Source organism: Pantoea sp. NSTU24, from assembly GCF_050157905.1.
Classification (GTDB): Bacteria; Pseudomonadota; Gammaproteobacteria; order Enterobacterales; family Enterobacteriaceae; genus Pantoea.
Window position 1 is genome coordinate 1 of sequence record NZ_JBKIWZ010000001.1, and the last position, 17331, is coordinate 17331.

The 17331-nt window shown below is 61.2% G+C and carries 14 protein-coding genes and 1 pseudogene; 5 read left to right on the forward strand and 10 right to left on the reverse strand.

The genetic code is table 11. The annotated features are described in order from the left end of the window. Positions 1–181, forward strand: a pseudogene (locus tag ACLHDD_RS00005) (DUF4432 domain-containing protein); the annotation flags it as partial. Between the two features lie 7 nt (positions 182–188). Here the strand turns inward: ACLHDD_RS00005 and urtE are convergent. The 8 genes from urtE to atzF all read right to left on the reverse strand — a co-directional run bounded on the left by urtE (position 189) and on the right by atzF (position 11814). Beyond that, positions 189–887: an urea ABC transporter ATP-binding subunit UrtE gene (urtE, locus tag ACLHDD_RS00010; RefSeq protein ID WP_427102423.1), complete on the reverse strand. Its 699-nt coding sequence runs from the start codon at positions 885–887 to the stop codon at positions 189–191. A gap of 1 nt (position 888) precedes the next feature. Next, entirely contained in the window at positions 889–1680 is a 792-nt protein-coding gene (gene urtD, locus ACLHDD_RS00015) for an urea ABC transporter ATP-binding protein UrtD (RefSeq protein WP_427102424.1), read from the reverse strand. After that, on the reverse strand, positions 1677–2750 hold the full coding sequence (urtC, locus tag ACLHDD_RS00020) for an urea ABC transporter permease subunit UrtC (protein WP_427102425.1): 1074 nt from the start codon (positions 2748–2750) through the stop codon (positions 1677–1679). The genes urtD and urtC overlap by 4 nt, the downstream gene beginning before the upstream one ends. After that, positions 2750–4315, reverse strand: a complete 1566-nt coding sequence (gene urtB, locus ACLHDD_RS00025; RefSeq protein WP_427102426.1) for an urea ABC transporter permease subunit UrtB — start codon at positions 4313–4315, stop codon at positions 2750–2752. Before urtB ends, urtC begins: the two co-directional genes overlap by 1 nt. 91 nt (positions 4316–4406) lie before the next feature. Next, positions 4407–5675: an urea ABC transporter substrate-binding protein gene (gene urtA / locus ACLHDD_RS00030; RefSeq protein WP_427105144.1), complete on the reverse strand. Its 1269-nt coding sequence runs from the start codon at positions 5673–5675 to the stop codon at positions 4407–4409. A gap of 27 nt (positions 5676–5702) precedes the next feature. Continuing rightward, a complete protein-coding gene (locus ACLHDD_RS00035; protein WP_427102427.1) occupies positions 5703–6398 on the reverse strand; it encodes a GntR family transcriptional regulator in 696 nt (231 codons plus the stop codon). Next, positions 6395–10024 carry an urea carboxylase gene (uca, locus tag ACLHDD_RS00040; RefSeq protein ID WP_427102428.1) on the reverse strand — a complete coding sequence of 1210 codons (3630 nt, stop codon included), beginning with the start codon at positions 10022–10024 and terminating at the stop codon, positions 6395–6397. The genes ACLHDD_RS00035 and uca overlap by 4 nt, the downstream gene beginning before the upstream one ends. A 2-nt stretch (positions 10025–10026) precedes the next feature. Beyond that, positions 10027–11814 (reverse strand): allophanate hydrolase, encoded by a 1788-nt coding sequence (atzF, locus tag ACLHDD_RS00045; protein WP_427102429.1) that lies wholly within the window; start codon positions 11812–11814, stop codon positions 10027–10029. 269 nt (positions 11815–12083) lie between these two features. Here atzF and sltY point away from each other — a divergent pair, with 269 nt between their 5' ends. Beyond that, positions 12084–14003 carry a murein transglycosylase gene (gene sltY / locus ACLHDD_RS00050; protein ID WP_427102430.1) on the forward strand — a complete coding sequence of 640 codons (1920 nt, stop codon included), beginning with the start codon at positions 12084–12086 and terminating at the stop codon, positions 14001–14003. 45 nt (positions 14004–14048) lie between these two features. Then, positions 14049–14369: a trp operon repressor gene (trpR, locus tag ACLHDD_RS00055; protein ID WP_111141374.1), complete on the forward strand. Its 321-nt coding sequence runs from the start codon at positions 14049–14051 to the stop codon at positions 14367–14369. Here the strand turns inward: trpR and yjjX are convergent, their stop codons facing one another. Next, entirely contained in the window at positions 14370–14888 is a 519-nt protein-coding gene (gene yjjX, locus ACLHDD_RS00060; protein ID WP_427102431.1) for an inosine/xanthosine triphosphatase, read from the reverse strand. Positions 14889–15091: 203 nt separating this feature from the next. Between yjjX and gpmB the strand changes: the two genes are divergently transcribed. Beyond that, on the forward strand, positions 15092–15739 hold the full coding sequence (gene gpmB, locus ACLHDD_RS00065) for a 2,3-diphosphoglycerate-dependent phosphoglycerate mutase GpmB (RefSeq protein WP_427102432.1): 648 nt from the start codon (positions 15092–15094) through the stop codon (positions 15737–15739). A gap of 38 nt (positions 15740–15777) precedes the next feature. Here gpmB and robA read toward each other — a convergent pair whose 3' ends face one another. Continuing rightward, complete coding sequence (gene robA, locus ACLHDD_RS00070) at positions 15778–16659, reverse strand: MDR efflux pump AcrAB transcriptional activator RobA (protein ID WP_427102433.1); 882 nt, start codon at positions 16657–16659, stop codon at positions 15778–15780. A gap of 190 nt (positions 16660–16849) precedes the next feature. Between robA and creA the strand changes: the two genes are divergently transcribed. Next, the gene (creA, locus tag ACLHDD_RS00075; RefSeq protein WP_427102434.1) at positions 16850–17323 is read left to right on the forward strand and encodes a protein CreA; all 474 of its coding nucleotides are present in this window, start codon (positions 16850–16852) and stop codon (positions 17321–17323) included. The last annotated feature ends 8 nt before the right edge of the window (positions 17324–17331 follow it).

Consider the following 17331-nt stretch of genomic DNA (forward strand, 5'->3'; position numbering starts at 1 on the left):
TGCACAGTTCCCGCACGCCACCCGCTGGCTGTTGCATAATCCCGACCAGCAGGTGGCGGCCTATATCCTGCCCGCCACCTGCCGGCCGGAAGGCTTTCTGGCGGCACAGCAGGCCGGTACGCTGATCACTCTGAAACCGGGTGAACAGCGCCACTTCTCCGTCGAAACAGGCCTGCTCTGATCGCCGGTTAAATTGCCACGAGGCCGCGCACACCTTCTGCTTCCATGGTGTCGCCGCGGCCACGCTGCACGATCTCCCCGCGTGACATCACCAGATAGCTGTCCGCCAGCTCAGCGGCGAAATCGTAAAACTGCTCGACCAGCAGGATCGCCATATCCCCGCGCTGCGCCAGCTGACGGATCACGGCGCCGATCTCTTTGATTACAGAGGGCTGGATCCCCTCTGTCGGTTCATCCAGGATCAGCAGCTGAGGACGACAGGCCAGGGCCCGGCCGATCGCCAGCTGCTGCTGCTGACCGCCTGAAAGATCGCCGCCGCGGCGTGACTTCATTGCCAGCAGCACCGGAAAGAGCTGATAGATCTCTTCCGGCACCTCTCGCGCCTGCGCCGCCGGAAAACGGGAGAGGCCCATCAGCAGATTCTCCTCCACCGTCAGACGCGGAAAAATGTCACGTCCCTGCGGCACATACGCGATGCCCGCCTGCACCCGCTGATGCGGTTTACGGCCATTGATCCGCTGCTGCTGCCAGTAGATATCGCCTGACTTCGCCGGGATCAGCCCCATCAGGCATTTCAGCAGCGTGGTTTTCCCCACGCCGTTGCGCCCCAGCAGGCAGGTGATCTCACCAATCTTTACCTCAAACGACAGGCCGCGCAGGATATGACTGCCGCCATAATATTGATTCAGTTCAGTAACCTGTAACATCTCAGCGCCCCAGATAAACGTCGATAACCTGCTCGTTGGCCTGCACCTCGCGCAACGACCCCTCGGCCAGCACCTGCCCCTGATGCAGCACTGTGACATGGTCGGCGATGGTTTCCACAAAGCCCATGTCATGCTCCACCACCATCAGCGAGTGTCTGCCTGCCAGGCTGCGAAACAGCTCGGCGGTGTAGTCCGTTTCGGCGTCGGTCATGCCCGCAGCGGGTTCGTCCAGCAGCAGCAGGTGCGGCTCCTGCACCAGCAGCATCCCGATCTCCAGAAACTGCTTCTGACCGTGCGACAGCAGACCCGCCCGGCGCTGGCGTTCACCGCCCAGCCGCAGCAGCTTCAGTACCTCATCGATGCGATCGCGCTGTTCGCTGTTGATACGGGCACGCAAGCTAGCCCAGACCGATTTATCGGTTTTAAGCGCGATCTCCAGATTTTCAGCGACCGTTAATGCCTCAAACACCGTAGGCTTCTGAAACTTACGACCAATACCGGCGCGGGCAATCTCTACCGGTGAAAGGCGGGTCAGATCGCTGTCCTGGTCATAGATCACCCGGCCCGCATCGGGACGGGTTTTGCCGGTGATGACATCCATCAGCGTGGTTTTGCCCGCGCCGTTGGGGCCGATCACGCAGCGGAGTTCACCGACGCCGATCTGCAGCGACAGATCGGTGAGCGCACGAAAGCCCTCAAACGAGACGTTGATCTTCTCCAGCTGCAGTACCGGATCGCGCTGCAACCGGTGACGATCCGCCCGCTGGGGCTGGGTAAACAGGGTATCACTCATGGTTTCCTCCGGCGCAGCAGGCCAATGACGCCACAAGGCAGAAACAGCGTCACCAGAATGAACATCAGACCCAGAAAGAACAGCCAGTACTCCGGAAAGGCAACGGTGAAGAAGCTGCGTGCGCCGTTGACAATCGCTGCGCCCAGCAGCGGGCCAATCAGCGTGCCGCGTCCGCCCAGCGCTACCCAGATGGCGGCTTCTATTGAGTTGGCCGGTGACATCTCACCCGGATTGATAATGCCGACCTGCGGCACATAGAGCGCCCCGGCAAGGCCGCACAGTACGGCGGAGAGCGTCCAGACAAACAGTTTAAAGCCGCGGGGATCATACCCGCAGAACATCAGGCGGTTCTCCGCGTCCCTGACTGCAGTCAGTACCCGGCCAAACTTGCTGCGCGCCAGCGCAAAGCCGATCGCCAGGCTCAGCAGCAGCAGCAGCACCGTGGCAATGAACAGCCCGATACGGGTGCCTGTCGCCGTGACAGAAAAGCCGAGCAGGGTGGTAAAGCCGGTAAAACCGTTGTTACCGCCAAAACCGGTTTCGTTGCGGAAGAACAGCAGCATACCGGCATAGGTCAGTGCCTGGGTGATGATGGAGAAGTAAACGCCTTTGATTTTTGACCGGAAAGCGAAGAAGCCAAACAGACAGGCCAGCAGGCCCGGCACCAGCATGCTCAGACAGAGCGCCCAGGCGAAATATTGGCTGCCGGCCCAGAACCAGGGCAGCTCATGCCAGGAGAGAAAGGACATAAAAGCGGGTAAGCCCTCGCCTGCGGCCTGGCGCATCAGGTACATGCCCATGGCATAGCCGCCCAGGGCAAAAAACAGGCCATGCCCCAGCGACAGCAGTCCGGCATATCCCCACACCAGGTCCAGCGCCACCGCGACCACCGCATAGCAGAGGATTTTGCCAACCAGCGTCAGGGTATAGGTCGACAGGGCCAGCGGATGCGTGGCGGGCAGCAGCGCCAGAAACGGCATCAGCAGCAGTGCCAGCGCAATCACCAGGCCGAGGCTGAGTGTCAGGCGCGGCGCCGTCCGCGCCACGCGAAGCGTCATGGGTTGCGTCATCAGTCAGTCACCCTTCCTTTAACCGCAAACAGGCCCTGCGGGCGTTTCTGGATAAACAGTACGATCAGCATCAAAATAAGGATTTTGCCCAGTACGGCGCCCATCTGCGGCTCCAGCACTTTATTGAGAATACCCAGGCTGAACGCCGCAACCACGGTGCCTGCCAGCTGGCCGACGCCACCCAGTACCACCACCAGAAACGAGTCGATGATGTAGCCCTGACCCAGCTCCGGCCCGACATTGCCAAGTTGCGACAGCGCTACGCCACCCAGCCCGGCGATACCGGAGCCGAGGCCAAACGCCAGCATATCGACGCGGCCGGTCGGCACGCCGCAGCACTCCGCCATCGCGCGGTTCTGAGTCACGGCACGCACGTTCATGCCCAGGCGGGTGCGGTTCAGCAGCAGCCAGGTCAGCGCCAGCACAAACACCACAAACAGGATCACCGCGATGCGATTCCATGGCAGCACCAGATTGGGCAGCAACGTCAGACCGCCTGAGAGCCACGCCGGATTTGCTACCTCCAGGTTCTGCGCGCCGAACAGCACCCGGACCAGCTGAATCAGCATCAGGCTGATCCCCCAGGTCGCAAGCAGCGTCTCCAGCGGACGGCCATAGAGATGACGGATTACCGTGCGCTCCAGCGCCATGCCGATGGCGGCGGTCACCAGAAAGGCGACCGGCAGCGCCAGCAGCGGATACCAGGCTAAATAGTGCGGCGCGAACTGCTGAAACAGCCCCTGTACCCACCAGGTAGCGTACGCGCCGAGCATCAGCATTTCACCGTGCGCCATATTAATCACCCCGAGCAGACCGTAGGTGATCGCCAGGCCCAGTGCGGCCAGCAGCAGAATCGAACCGAGCGACAGGCCGCTGAAGGCCTGCCCCAGCAGATCGCCCCACATCAGCCGCTTCTGGATCTGTTGCAGGCTCTGCGCCGCTGCCGCCCGCACCGTGGCGTCCGGCTCGTTCGCGGCCTGGGTCAGGCGCTGCAGGCTGGCCTGCGTATCAGGATCGCCGGATTCCCCCAGCTGCTGCACCGCCCGCAGACGCACTATCGGCTCGCGATCGGCCAGCTGCAGATTCGCCAGCGCCAGCGCTAACGCGGCGTGCACCCGGCTGTCCGGCTCGGCAGCTAGCCGCTGTTCCAGCAGGGGCAGCTGGTCCGCCATCCCCTCATTTTGCAACTGCTGCGCCGCGCGCAGGCGCAGGGCCGCGTCGGGGCTGACCAGCTGGTGAGCGGCCAGTGCAGTGTTGACCAGCACCCGCAGCCGGTTGTTCATAAACAGCTTTTTCAGGTTGCCGGCAGGCTGCGCCACCCTGTCCAGCGGCTGCAGCGTCGTCCCCTGCTGGCTGAACGGTTGCCTGTTCTGGTCGGTAACCACGGTTTCGGCATGCAGCGCCTCCAGCAGTGGCAGGCGCTGACTGTCGGGCGCCGCAGCCCACTGCTGCAGCAGCGCCGCCTGCTGGCTGCGGCTGGCGGCCGCAAAGTCCGCAGCCGGTCCGGCACTGGCCATCAGTGGCACCAGCAGCAGCAGGCTGAGAAAGCAGCGACATAGATTCATAAAGAGAGCCTCGTCAGGAAGAGCATCACGGCGGAAAGCCATGCGGCCGCGTCACGGCGCGTGACGCGGCCGGGTTATCCGCCGCGCACGATTACTGTGCGGTTTTTACCGGGTGGTCGGGCTTTTTGTCGTTCCCGGCGATGTAGGGGCTCCACGGCTGCGCACGGACCGGCTGATCGGTCTGCCACACCACGCTGAACTGGCCGTTCTCCTCCACTTCACCGATCATAACGGGCTTATGCAGGTGGTGGTTGGTCTGATCCATGGTCAGAGTAAAGCCATCCGGGGCTTTAAAAGTCTGACCGGCCATGGCTGCCCGTACTTTGTCGACATCCGTGGTGCCCGCTTTTTCCACCGCCTGCGCCCATAGGTGGATTCCCACATAGGTGGCCTCCATCGGATCGTTGGTGACGACGGTGGCGGCGTTCGGCAGGTTGTGTGCTTTAGCGTAAGCGCGATAATCGGCGACGAATTTCGCATTGACCGGATTGTCGATCGACTCGAAGTAGTTCCAGGCCGCTAACTGACCCACCAGCGGTTTGGTGTCGATGCCGCGCAGCTCCTCTTCGCCCACCGAGAAAGCGACCACCGGAATGTCTGTGGCCTTAATTCCCTGGTTCGCCAGCTCTTTGTAGAACGGCACGTTGGAGTCGCCATTGATAGTGGAAACCACGGCCGTTTTACCGCCCGCCGCAAACTTTTTAATGTCCGAGACAATGGTCTGGTAATCGCTGTAACCGAAAGGCGTATAGACCTCTTTGATATCGCTGTCCGCCACGCCTTTGCTGCGCAGGAAGGCGCGCAGGATCTTGTTAGTGGTACGCGGATAGACGTAGTCGGTGCCCAGCAGGAAGAAGCGTTTCGCACTGCCGCCATCTTCGCTCATCAGATACTCCACTGCCGGGATCGCCTGCTGATTCGGCGCAGCACCGGTGTAGAAGACGTTGGGCGACATCTCTTCCCCTTCATACTGCACCGGGTAGAAAAGCAGGCCGTTCAGCTCTTCAAACACCGGCAGCACTGACTTGCGTGAAACCGAGGTCCAGCAGCCAAATACCACCGCCGCCTTATCCTGCGTCAGCAGCTGACGCGCTTTCTCGGCAAACAGCGGCCAGTTGGAGGCGGGATCGACTACCACCGGCTCCAGCTTTTTCCCCAGCACGCCACCTTTGGCGTTGATCTCATCAATCGTCATCAGCGCCACATCTTTCAGCGGCGTTTCAGAAATCGCCATGGTGCCGGAGAGAGAATGCATGATCCCCACTTTGATGGTGTCCGCCGCCTGCGCACTCCAGGTGAAACCCAGACTGACAACAGTGGCGGAAAGCGCAAAAGCTTTAATTAACGAACGTCTTTTCATCATCTGAACCCCTGAGTGGTCGTTGTATTATTCGGTGAGCTGGAGCCGGGCCTGCTGGAGGCGGTGCAGCGTGATCTTCCGTACCTCTGCCTTACTGACGGCGATGTGATCGGTCAGGATCTGTTGTGCCGTGGCACGATCCTGCTGAAAAATCGCCTGTAAAATTTGTGCATGTTCCCGATACGTGGCGCTGATGCGATCGTCGCGGGTAAAGTCGAGGCGACGGATGATGCGGATCTTCTCCGTCAGTTCGGCGTGAATGCGCGTCATCTCCGGATTACCGGCGGCGGCGACCAGCGTGATATGAAACGCCTCATCATGTTGTGACACCACCAGGCCGTCAGCGAGCGGAGCTGACGCACACCAGAACTGGCTGAGTGCGTCGAGCAGTGCGGCACACTGCGGCGCGGGCAGGGCGCAGAGGCGTTTTACCGCCTCGCACTCCAGTACGGTGCGCAGGTCATAGAGTGATTCAAACCAGGCAAAATCGAAGGTTTTAATCTGCCAGCCGCTGCGAAACCAGACATCCACAAAGCCTTCACGCTCCAGCCGGAACAGGGCCTGCCGCACGGGGGTACGGCTGACCGCCATGCGCGTGGCGACTTCGCTTTCGCTGAAGCGATCGCCCGGCATCAGGCGAAAGGCAAAAATATCGTCCTTCAGGGCCTGATAGACCCGTTCGGCCAGCGCTTCGGGACGCGCTTTCGGGGGATGTGCGCTCATTCCACCTCCGGCTCAAGCCATAGCAGGGTGTCGCCGGGCGTGACCGGACGCCCCGCCTGACAGAGGATCCGCGTCACGCGGCCCGCCTGAGGCGCGACAATCGCCAGCTCCATCTTCATCGCCTCCACGATGATCAGCGTCTGACCGGCGCTGACCGCCTCGCCCGGCTGCACCAGCACTTTCCAGATGTTGCCATTGAGATCAGCCTGCACGGCCAGCCCGCTTTGATCCTCGTCACTGAGGCTGGTGGCGGTATCCTGCACAGACGGGGCGTTCTCCTCTTCCCGCGCCCAGTGCTGCACTTCCTGTTCAAACGCGGCGGCCTGGCGCTGGCGAAAGTCGGCAATCTCAGCGGCGTGATCGGCGAGGAACTGCTGATGAGCGGCGAAATCAAATTCAGTTTCTTCAATCCGCAGGCTGGCGCGGCCCTCACGAAAATCTTCGCGCAGCTGATTCAGTTCGCTTTCACTCACCGGATAGAAACGCACCTGGTCGAAGAAACGCAGCAGCCACGGCGCATCGGCCGCAAACTGCGGATTTTTCAGGAAGGTGTTCCAGATCGGCAGCGTGCGGCCCACCAGCTGATAGCCGCCGGGCGAGTCCATGCCGTAGATGCACATGTACATGCCGCCGATGCCGACGGTGCCTTCGGCGGTAAAGGTGCGCGCCGGACTGTATTTGGAACTCAGCAGGCGATGACGCGGGTCGATCGGCACGGCGCAGGGTGCGCCGAGGTAGACGTCGCCCAGCCCCAGCACCAGATAGCTGGCGTTGAACAGGGTGTCGCGCACCTGTTCGCGGCTGCTCAGGCCATTAATGCGCTGAATAAAATCCACGTTATTCGGCAGCCAGGGCGCACTGGCGCGCACCGTTTCCTGATAGCGGCTGACGGCGCCCAGCGTGGCGCTGTCTTCAAACGCCATCGGCATCCACACCACGCGTGACGGCACTTTAAGGGTGCTGACATCGCCCAGCGTAGCTTCCAGCGCCAGCAGCAGCGCCATCAGCTTCGCCTGGCTGATGACGAGGCTGTCATAGCGCACCTGCAGCGACCGCACACCTGGCGACAGCTCCTCAATGCCCGGTTCAGCCTCTGCTTTCAGCGCATTCATCAGCAGATGCACGCGCAGGCGCAGCGCCAGGTCCAGCACGTTATCGCCATACTCAATCAGGACATACTTGTCGCCCGCCTGGCGGTAGACCACGGTCGGCGTGCTGCCGGTCGCGTCCCGCGCGGCCAGGATCGTGGCGGAGCCGTGAGCGGTTTCGGCCAGCGACGGCACAGCAAAGGCGGGCGGATGCTCCGGCCGCAGGGTGTCGATCAGATGCTTCTGCGCTTTTTCCCGTGCCAGCGCATCGTCTGCGGTAATCGGGTGGAAGCGAATGGTGTCGCCAGGTTTGACCTGGCCCACCTTCCACAGCTCCGCTCTGGCGATGGTCACCGGACAGACAAAGCCGCCGAGGCTCGGGCCGTCGTGCGTCAGGATCACCGGAAAATCGCCGGTAAAGTTGACTGCGCCGATGGCATATTCGCAGTCATGTACATTAGAGGGGTGCAGGCCCGCTTCACCGCCGTTGGCGCGGGTCCAGGTGGGTTTCGGGCCGACCAGCCGCACGCCGAGGCGGTTGGAGTTGTAGTGCACCTGCCAGTCGCTGGCAAAGAACTCATCAATCGCGGCCTGAGTGAAAAAGTCCGGCGCGCCGTGCGGGCCGTAGAGCACGCCGATGCGCCATTCGCTGCCGTAGTGCGGGATCAGCGCCGCATCGAGCGGCTGCGGCGCGCTGACCGGGGCAGGGGTGGTGCAGGCCGCCTGTTCAGGCCGGGAGATCGGCAGCATATCGGCCACGCGCAGGGTGCGCCCGGCGTGACCGCCGAACTGGCCCAGCGAGAAGGTGCTGCGGCTGCCGAGATAGACCGGCACGTCGAAGCCGTTACGCACCGCCAGATAACTGCGGCAGCCCTGCCGGGCGCGACCCAGCGCCAGGGTCTGTCCCGCTTTTACCCTCAGCGGCTGCCAGTAACTCACCGGCTCGCCATCCAGCGTGGCGTCACACGCCGCGCCGGTCAGCGCCAGCGTGACATCGCAGTGGAAGCGCAGGGTCGGCCCCTGCAGCGTAAACTCCAGGCCCGCCGCTGACGGATGGTTCCCGACGATGCGGTTAGCCAGCCGGAAGGCGAAATCATCCATCGGGCCGGAAGGCGGCACGCCGATGTCCCAGTAGCCGAGGCGGCCGGGGTAGTCCTGAACGGAACTGAAGGTGCCAGGCTGCAGCACCTCCACCACCGGAGCGGCGGGCACCACACTGTCGAGATAGCGCGTCCAGACACTGCCGCTGCGAAACGTGTCGCCGGTGGTGATCTGCCGCAGGTAATCCAGGTTGGTGGCGATGCCGTGCAGCTGGGTGGCATCCAGCGCCTGCTGCAGTTTTTCCAGTGCTGCAGCGCGGTTGTCAGCGTGCACAATCAGCTTGGCGATCATCGGATCGTAGAAGCTGGAAACCTCGCTGCCGGTTTCGACACCGCTGTCGACCCGCACGCCCTCGGGAAAGACCACGCCCGTTAACAGGCCGGGGCTGGGCTGAAAGTTTTTCAGGGGATCTTCGGCGTAGAGACGGACTTCAATCGCCGCCCCCTGCGGCGCCTGCTGCAGACGTGCCCAGTCAACCGTATCGCCCGCCGCTACCTGTAACATGCACGCCACCAGGTCCAGGCCGGTGACGCACTCTGTAACCGGATGTTCCACCTGCAGGCGGGTATTAACCTCAAGGAAGTAAAACGTCTGCTGGCTGACGTCGTAGATATACTCCACGGTGCCCGCGCTGCGGTAGTTCACCAGCTCGCCGAGCCGCACCGCGGACGCGAGCAGGGCATCACGCGTGGCAGATGACAGGCCCGGCGCTGGTGTCTCCTCCACCACTTTCTGATTACGGCGCTGCAGCGAGCAGTCGCGTTCGCCCAGCGCCACCACGGTGCCGTTGCCGTCGCCAAAAATCTGCACCTCGATGTGACGGGCACGATCGATACAGCGTTCCAGAAACACCCCGGCATCACTGAAAAACTGCTCGCCGAGACGGCGCACGCTCTCCCAGGCGCTGGTGAGGGCCTGCGCATCGGCGCAGCGTGTCAGACCTATGCCGCCGCCACCTGCGGTGCTTTTCAGCATCACCGGATAGCCAATCTCATCGGCGGCCTGCAGCGCCGCCTCAAGCGAGTCCAGCAGCGGCGTGCCGGGCGTCATCGGCACACCCGCACGGGCAGCCAGTTCGCGCGCGCGGTGCTTGAGTCCGAACTCGCCAATCTGCTGCGCGGTGGGGCCGACAAAGGCGATACCTGCCGCTTCGCAGGCTTCGGCAAACGGCTGGCTCTCGGAGAGAAAACCGTAGCCTGGCCAGATCGCCTGCGCGCCACTCTGCTGCGCCGCCGCCAGAATTTTGTCGATGCGCAGATAGCTGTCGCTGGCTTTGTCGCCGCCCAGAGCGATAGCCACATCCGCCTGCTTAACGTGCTGCGCGTTGCGGTCAGCGTCAGAGTAAACCGCAACGCTTTTCACCCCAAGGCGCTTCAGAGTACGGATGGCGCGACAGGCTATCTCGCCGCGGTTGGCAATCAGTACGGTGGTAAACATGATCAGTGACTCCCCTGTGATGCCAGCCAGTTACGCCAGCCGCCCGTTTCAGTAATCTCCAGCGCGCCGCGCAGGGCCGCCCCTTCGCAGATAAAGCCTTTGACGACCCGGCCGTCGGCCAGCGTCAGGTTGCCGATCCCCAGCGGAGCAGGTATCTCGGCCACAAACTCGCCGAAGCGCGCCAGCGGGATGTCCCACAGTTCCACAGCGATCGCGGCGCCCTGTTCATCACGCATCAGGCCCGGCTTTTTGATCGCCCCCTCCAGCAGGGCAAACAGGCGGTAGTGGGGCGCGGTCTGCGTCTCCTCAACCCATACCGCCTGACGTTCAGTAAGCTGGAAATTGAGCGGCATACCGGTGAGATGGGCACCCACCACCGCCAGGCGGACGTGATCAGCTGAGGCGGGCAGCGTGGCGCGTCCGGCGGGGAAGGGTTGACCGGTGGCGCCCAGCGGCAGCGCCAGTTGCTGCTGCCAGCGCAGGCCAAACTCAGCCAGCGCCCGATCGTGCCAGGCCGGTGCGATCAGCGTGATGCCGGCTGGCAGGTCGTCGTTGCGGAACGGGGCGGGCAGGGCCAGCGCGGCGAGGTCGGCAAGGTTGGTAAAGTTGGTGTAGGTGCCAAACTGCGAGTTGTAGTGGACGGGCTCCTGCTTCATCTCTTCCAGGGTATGGATAGTGGGTGAGGTCGGCACCACCAGCGCATCAAAGGGAGCCATTGCCTGCTGGATCTGGCGCGTCAGGTCGGCCCGCAGATACTCCGCTTTATACGCCTCCACCGCGCTGTAGTTCAGCCCGCTGGCGATGATGTTCTGCACGACCGGCTCCATCTGGTCTAGCATGTCGCCCACCGCCGCCGTGCGTTCAGCGACCCAGGCGCCGTAATAGAGCTGTTCAGCCAGCTGGCGAAACGGAGTGAAATCGATGGGGTGCAGAGTCGCGCCGCCCGCCTGCAGGGCCTCCAGTGCCCGATCCCAGGCGGCTTCTGCGGCAGCATCATCAAAAAATGCCGGATCGGCCGGAATAGCAAAGTGAGGACGGGCGGGCAGGTTAGCTGGCGCGGTGCGCGGATTGATGCGCGAATAGGCATCACCGCTGTCATACCCGCCCATCACGGTGGCGACGGTAAAGGCATCCCCGGTTGTCAGCGCAAAGACCGAGATCGTGTCGTTAAGCCGACAGGCAGGCACCACGCCGCGCGCAGGGAACCAGCCCTTGGTCGGTTTCAGGCCGACGATGTTGTTAAAGCCTGCCGGGACGCGTCCCGATCCGGCGGTATCGGTGCCGAGTGAAAAGGCGACCAGTCCCCGTGCCAGCACCGACGCCGAGCCAGAACTCGAGCCGCCGCTGACATAGTCAGCATCGAAAGTGTTGCAGACCGCCCCGTAAGGCGAGCGGGTGCCCACCAGGCCGGTCGCGAACTGATCGAGGTTGGTTTTGCCGATGACGACCGCACCAGCGGCTTTCAGCCGGGCGACGGCAACCGCATCCTCCTGCGCGGTATAGGTAAAGGCAGGGCAGGCGGCGCTGGTGGGCCAGCCCGCCACATCAATATTGTCCTTAACCGCGAAGGGAATACCAAACAGCGGCAGTGCCGCGGGATCGCGCTGATAGTGTGTCAGCAGCGGGGCGATCTGTGCCGCTAACTGCGCGGGTGTCGCCAGGGTGATCCAGGCGTTATCCTGCGGATCGATCTCCGCCAGATGTGCGTTGAGCAGAGCGCTAATCTGATGGGGAGCCTGCTGAATGCGCTGCTGCCAGGCGTGAAGCGTCAGGCCAATCGTTGATGTCATAACAAGAATTCCAGCTGGTATACAAGATGGCATTCAACAGAGCAAAGGGTATGCCAGTTTTTTAACGCGCTGATTCAACGGGTTATTGGCGGTGGTGATAAGATTTTCTGATGATAATTTGCACAACCGCAGCGCGCAGGCTGAGCGATAGCGGTGCGCCGGGGGGCGCGGTGCGTAAATTTTGTGAAGAACATGGCAAGAGTCCGGTTGCCTGGTTAGCATGAAGACTGTCTGGCAACTCGCCGGGCCCAGCAACAGAGGAGATTTACGTGGTGAAGTGGCGTAACTGGATGATAGGGATCTGTCTGGCCGGAACGGCCAGCAGCGCATGGGCCGATTCGCTTGATCAACAGCGGCAACGTTATCAACAAATTAAACAGGCCTGGGACAGTAACCAGATGGCCACCGTGGAGCAGCTCCTGCCAACGCTGCAGGATTATCCGCTTTATCCTTATCTGCAGTATCGCCTGCTGGCGCAGGATCTCGATCAGGAGACGGCGCTGGCCGTGCAGAACTTTATTCGCCAGTATCCGACGCTGCCACCTGCACGGTCGCTCAGTACCCGCTTTATCAACGTGCTGGCTTACCGTCAGGACTGGCAGGGCGTGCTGAACTTCAGCCCCACCGAACCTAAGCCAGTGCAGGCGCGCTGCAACTGGTACTACGCAAAATGGGCTACCGGGCAGCAGCAGGCCGCGTTTGACGGCGCGAAGCAGATCTGGCTGCGCGGTACAGCGCTGCCTGCGGACTGCGATAAGCTCTTCTCGGTCTGGCAGTCCTCCGGCCAGCTCTCGCCGATTACCATCCTGGAACGCATCCGGCTGGCGATGAAAGCCGGTAACGACAGCCTGGTAAGCTATCTGGCGAAAACGCTGCCGGCCGACTATCAGACCATGTCTGACGCGGTGCAGGCGCTGCAGCAGGATCCGCTGACGGTCAGTACTTTCGCCAGCAGCGTCGGACCGACCGACTTCACCCGCCAGGCGACGATTTACGCCTTTAGCCGCGTGGCGCGGCAGGACATGGAAAATGCCCGCAGCCTGATTCCGATTCTGGTCCGGGCGCAGAAGATGGGACCGGAAGATGAGCAGGCGCTGAAGGAGATTGTTGTCTGGCGCATGATGGGCAGCGATCTCACTTCTGAGCAGGCGCGCTGGCGTGATGCGGTGGTGATGAACAGCGAGTCGACCGCGCTGCTGGAACGCCGGATTCGCCTGGCGCTCACGCAGCACGACCGGCGTGGCCTGAACACCTGGATCGCCCGTCTGCCGCTGGAAGCCAAAGAAAAAGATGAGTGGCAATACTGGCAGGCCGATCTGCTGTTTGAGAAAGGGCGTAAAGAGGAAGCGGAAGAGATTCTGCGCAAACTGATGCAGGCGCGCGGCTTCTATCCGATGGTGGCCGCCCAGCGTCTGGGCGTAGATTATCCGCTGCAGGTGGATGAAGCGCCGAAGCCAGACAGTGCCACGGTGCAGGGCCCCGAACTGGCCCGTGTTCGTGAGCTGATGTACTGGGGTCTGGATAACCTTGCACGCAGCGAGTGGAGCAATCTGATCGGCAGCCGCACGCACATCCAGCAGCAGATGCTGGCGCGTTACGCCAACGAACAGGACTGGTGGGATCTCAGTGTGCAGGCGACCATCACGGCCAAAATGTGGGACAGCCTGAAGGAGCGTTTCCCGCTGGCGTGGCAGAGCGTCTATGAGCGCAATACCGACGTGAAGCAGATCCCGCCAAGCTATGCGATGGCGATCTCGCGTCAGGAGAGCGCGTGGAATCCCAAAGCCCGTTCGCCGGTCGGCGCCAGCGGACTGATGCAGATCATGCCCGCCACGGCTGCACACACGGTGAAGATGTATAACATTCCGGGCTACAGCAACGTCAGCCAGCTACTTGATCCGGAAACCAATATCCAGATTGGCACCCAGTATCTGGAGTATGTCTATCAGCAGTTCAGCCAGAACCGGATTTTCGCCTCCGCAGCGTATAATGCCGGACCGGGCAGGGTACGCAGCTGGCAGAAAGCCAGTGCCGGCAATCTGGATGCCGTGGCGTTTATCGAGACGATTCCCTTCTCAGAAACGCGTGGTTACGTCAAGAACGTGCTGGCCTATGACGCCTACTATCGTCACTTCATGGGCAAGCCGGACAGCATCCTGTCAGATGCTGAGTGGAATCGCCGTTACTAGCTGTGTTAAGCTTCCGTACTCTTTAGCGAGTACGGAAGCCTCTTCATGACCCATTCTGATTCCCCTTCTGCCGATGCGCATCCGACAGACGATAGCTGGCAGCGCGTTGTCCTGCTGATGCAGCAGGCCTTTGCGGATGGCCATGCGCTGCCTCTGCTGCAGCTGATGATGACGCCCGACGAGCGTGAAGCGTTTGGCACCCGTCTGCGGATCATCGAAGAGTTAATGAATGGCGAAATGAGTCAGCGCGAGCTGAAAAATGAGCTCGGCGTCGGCATCGCGACCATTACGCGGGGATCCAACAGCCTGAAAGAGGCGCCGCCGGAGCTGAAACGCTGGCTGGAAGCGCGTCTGGGCCGCGCCTGATTACTGCTGATAAAGCGGATGGACGAACGGGCAGAGCGCCAGAATCAGGGCCTGATGATAGACGCTGGAGCGGCTGAGCAGACCATGCGTAAACGCGCCTATCGCACCGCCCTTGTGTTTAATATTTTCGATGCCGGTTAAGCGTGCCATCTCTTCGCCCAGCTCACGGCCTTCACGCAGACCCGCCAGGACGGCTGGTGGCAGAGTGAAACTGGCGGAACGCGATTCGCCGCGCTGCTTCTGATTTTCCACCACCATCCAGGCAAACGCACAATCCTCTTCAATCCCCGCTTCAATCGCGACCCAGAACGCCGCTTCAGGGCGAACCTGCCGGGCATTCATGACGCGCTGGCGTGCGCCGGTTCGCGTTTCAAGATGGGTTAACGGCTGTGCGGCAACGCCACTCTCGACCTCGACCCCTTCAATATGGCAGGATCCTTCGCCGAAAACGTCGCTGAATGCCTGCGCAATCGCGTGAATCTTCGCTGGGTTGGTTGTGGCTGCGACAACATGGTACATAATTGATTGAACCCTCAGGTGATTAAGCGCCTGGCCCTCAGGCCATTTTATCTGTCAGTCTGAATCCTGGCAGTGCTCACGCGCCCCACGTACCTGCTGTACGCCGGGCTGTTGCGCATTGTCTGCACCCGGACTGATTGCAACAATGACGCCTGCCGGGACAGGCTCTGAAGCGATTTTGTCGCAGTATAACGGAAACTAACATGCTACAGGTCTATCTTGTTCGTCACGGTGAAACGGTATGGAATGCGGAACGCCGCATTCAGGGCCAGTCTGACAGTCCATTGACGGAAAAAGGTGAGCAGCAAGCCCGGCAGGTGGGTGAGCGCGTAAAACAGCTGGGAATTACCCATGTGATCGCCAGCGATCTGGGGCGGACGCGCCGCACCGCAGAAATTATTGCGGATGCCTGCGGCTGCGGCGTGACGCTGGATGCGCGGCTGCGTGAACTGAATATGGGTGTGCTGGAGAAACGTCCGCTGGATGGTCTGACCGCTGAAGAGGAGCAGTGGCGCGCCACGCTGGTCAACGGCACCGAAGGCGGCCGCATTCCGGAGGGTGAGTCAATGACGGAGATGGCGACGCGCATGCACGCCGCGCTCAATGCCTGTCTCGATCTGCCTGCCGGCAGCCGTCCGCTGCTGGTCAGCCACGGGATGGCGCTGGGGTCGCTGGTCAGTACGATTCTGGGGCTGCCCGCCTATGCGGAGCGTCGTCTGCGCCTGCGCAACTGCTCACTGTCACGGGTGGATTATCAGCAGAGCGCCTGGCTGGCGGAAGGATGGATTGTGGAGACGGCGGGGGATGTGTCTCATCTGGATGCTCCCGCGCTCGACGAACTGCAGCGCTGATCCTGCAGGCTGCCGTTACACTAACGGCAGCCCCGATCTTAGCTGTTGGCCGTCTGGCGGCGGATAGGGATCAGATAGTCGCAGCGGATCTCCGTTGGTGGCTCGGCACGCTTTTTACCGCCGTGGGTATAAAAGCGTTCGATGTCCTGCCCCTGACGGCGGGTGAGTCCCAGCGTTGGCATGCAGGTGCCGTAAAGCAACAGGATAAACTCCTGCAGGCTGGCGCGGGGGCCGCTGTAGCTGAACTGCACATAATCCCCGGCTTCCAGAATGACATTCTGGCCGGAGAAGAGGCTGGCTGCGTTGTCAGTCGGCACTGCCGTCGTATAGAGAATCTCCTGCTCGTCATCTTTCTCCTGGCTGGCACGCACCTGATGCAGACCATACAGCACGGGTGGCACCGTGTCGGTTTCCAGCAGGAACTGCTTCCAGAAGTGAATACGCATCTCGTCGCGGTAGCTGGAAATCTGCTCCAGCGTACAGGTGTAGCTCTGGGTCTGTCCCACCAGCACCGTTTCCGGCAGCGTGACAAACGACGATTCCGGCTGCACCTCATTATCCAGACGAATAGGGGGGCGAATACCGAAGGAGTTCCAGTCAGACGCGCGACGATACCAGGCCGGGGTCTGAGCAAACTGCTTTTTGAAGGCGCGAGTAAAAGTCTGTTGTGAATCAAAACGATACTGAAGCGCGATATCCAGGATCGGGCGACTGGTGAGGCGAAGCGCCACGGCAGCTTTTGACAGACGACGGGCACGGATATAGGCACCGATGGCATGCCCGGTCACGTCTTTGAACATCCTCTGCAGATGCCACTTAGAGTAACCCGCTTTCTGGGCAACGTTATCCAGTGAAAGGGGTTGATCCAGATGGCTCTCCAGCCAGACAAGCAAATCGCGAATGATACCGGCTTGGTCCATAAAACATCCTCATACTCTGGTGGGGCAGCTAAACGCACTCGAAAATTAGCACTCGTTGTTCAAAAGACCTGGGCCGTTTTCCGGGGAAGGTTGTGCTAAAACATAGCGGGTAAAACCCGTTTTGGTTTGGTCATTATATCGATTACCCGTACATTACATTTTCATCTATTCCATTTGCAATGGTAACTCCATGTCAATATCGCGTCTTATAATTGCTGCACTCACCACGCTGAGCGTTTCCAGCCCGCTGTTTGCCGAGCAAATCGGGTCGGTGGATACCGTGTTCAAGATTTTCGGGCCTGATCATAAGATTGTTGTCGAAGCATTCGATGATCCAGACGTGAAAAATGTAACCTGTTATATCAGTCGGGCAAAAACCGGCGGGATCAAAGGCGGGCTGGGGCTGGCAGAAGATACGTCTGATGCCGCAATTTCCTGTCAGCAGATTGGGCCGGTCGAGCTGAGCGAGAAAATTGCACAGGGCAAAGCGCAGGGGGAAGTCGTCTTCCGCCAGCGTACCTCGCTGATTTTCAAAAAGCTGCAGGTTGTGCGCTTTTTCGACCAGAAGCGTAACGCGCTGGTCTATCTGACCTACTCCGATAAGGTGGTCGATGGCTCACCGAAAAATGCGCTCAGCGCCGTACCGATTATGCCGTGGCACTAAGCGGGTCA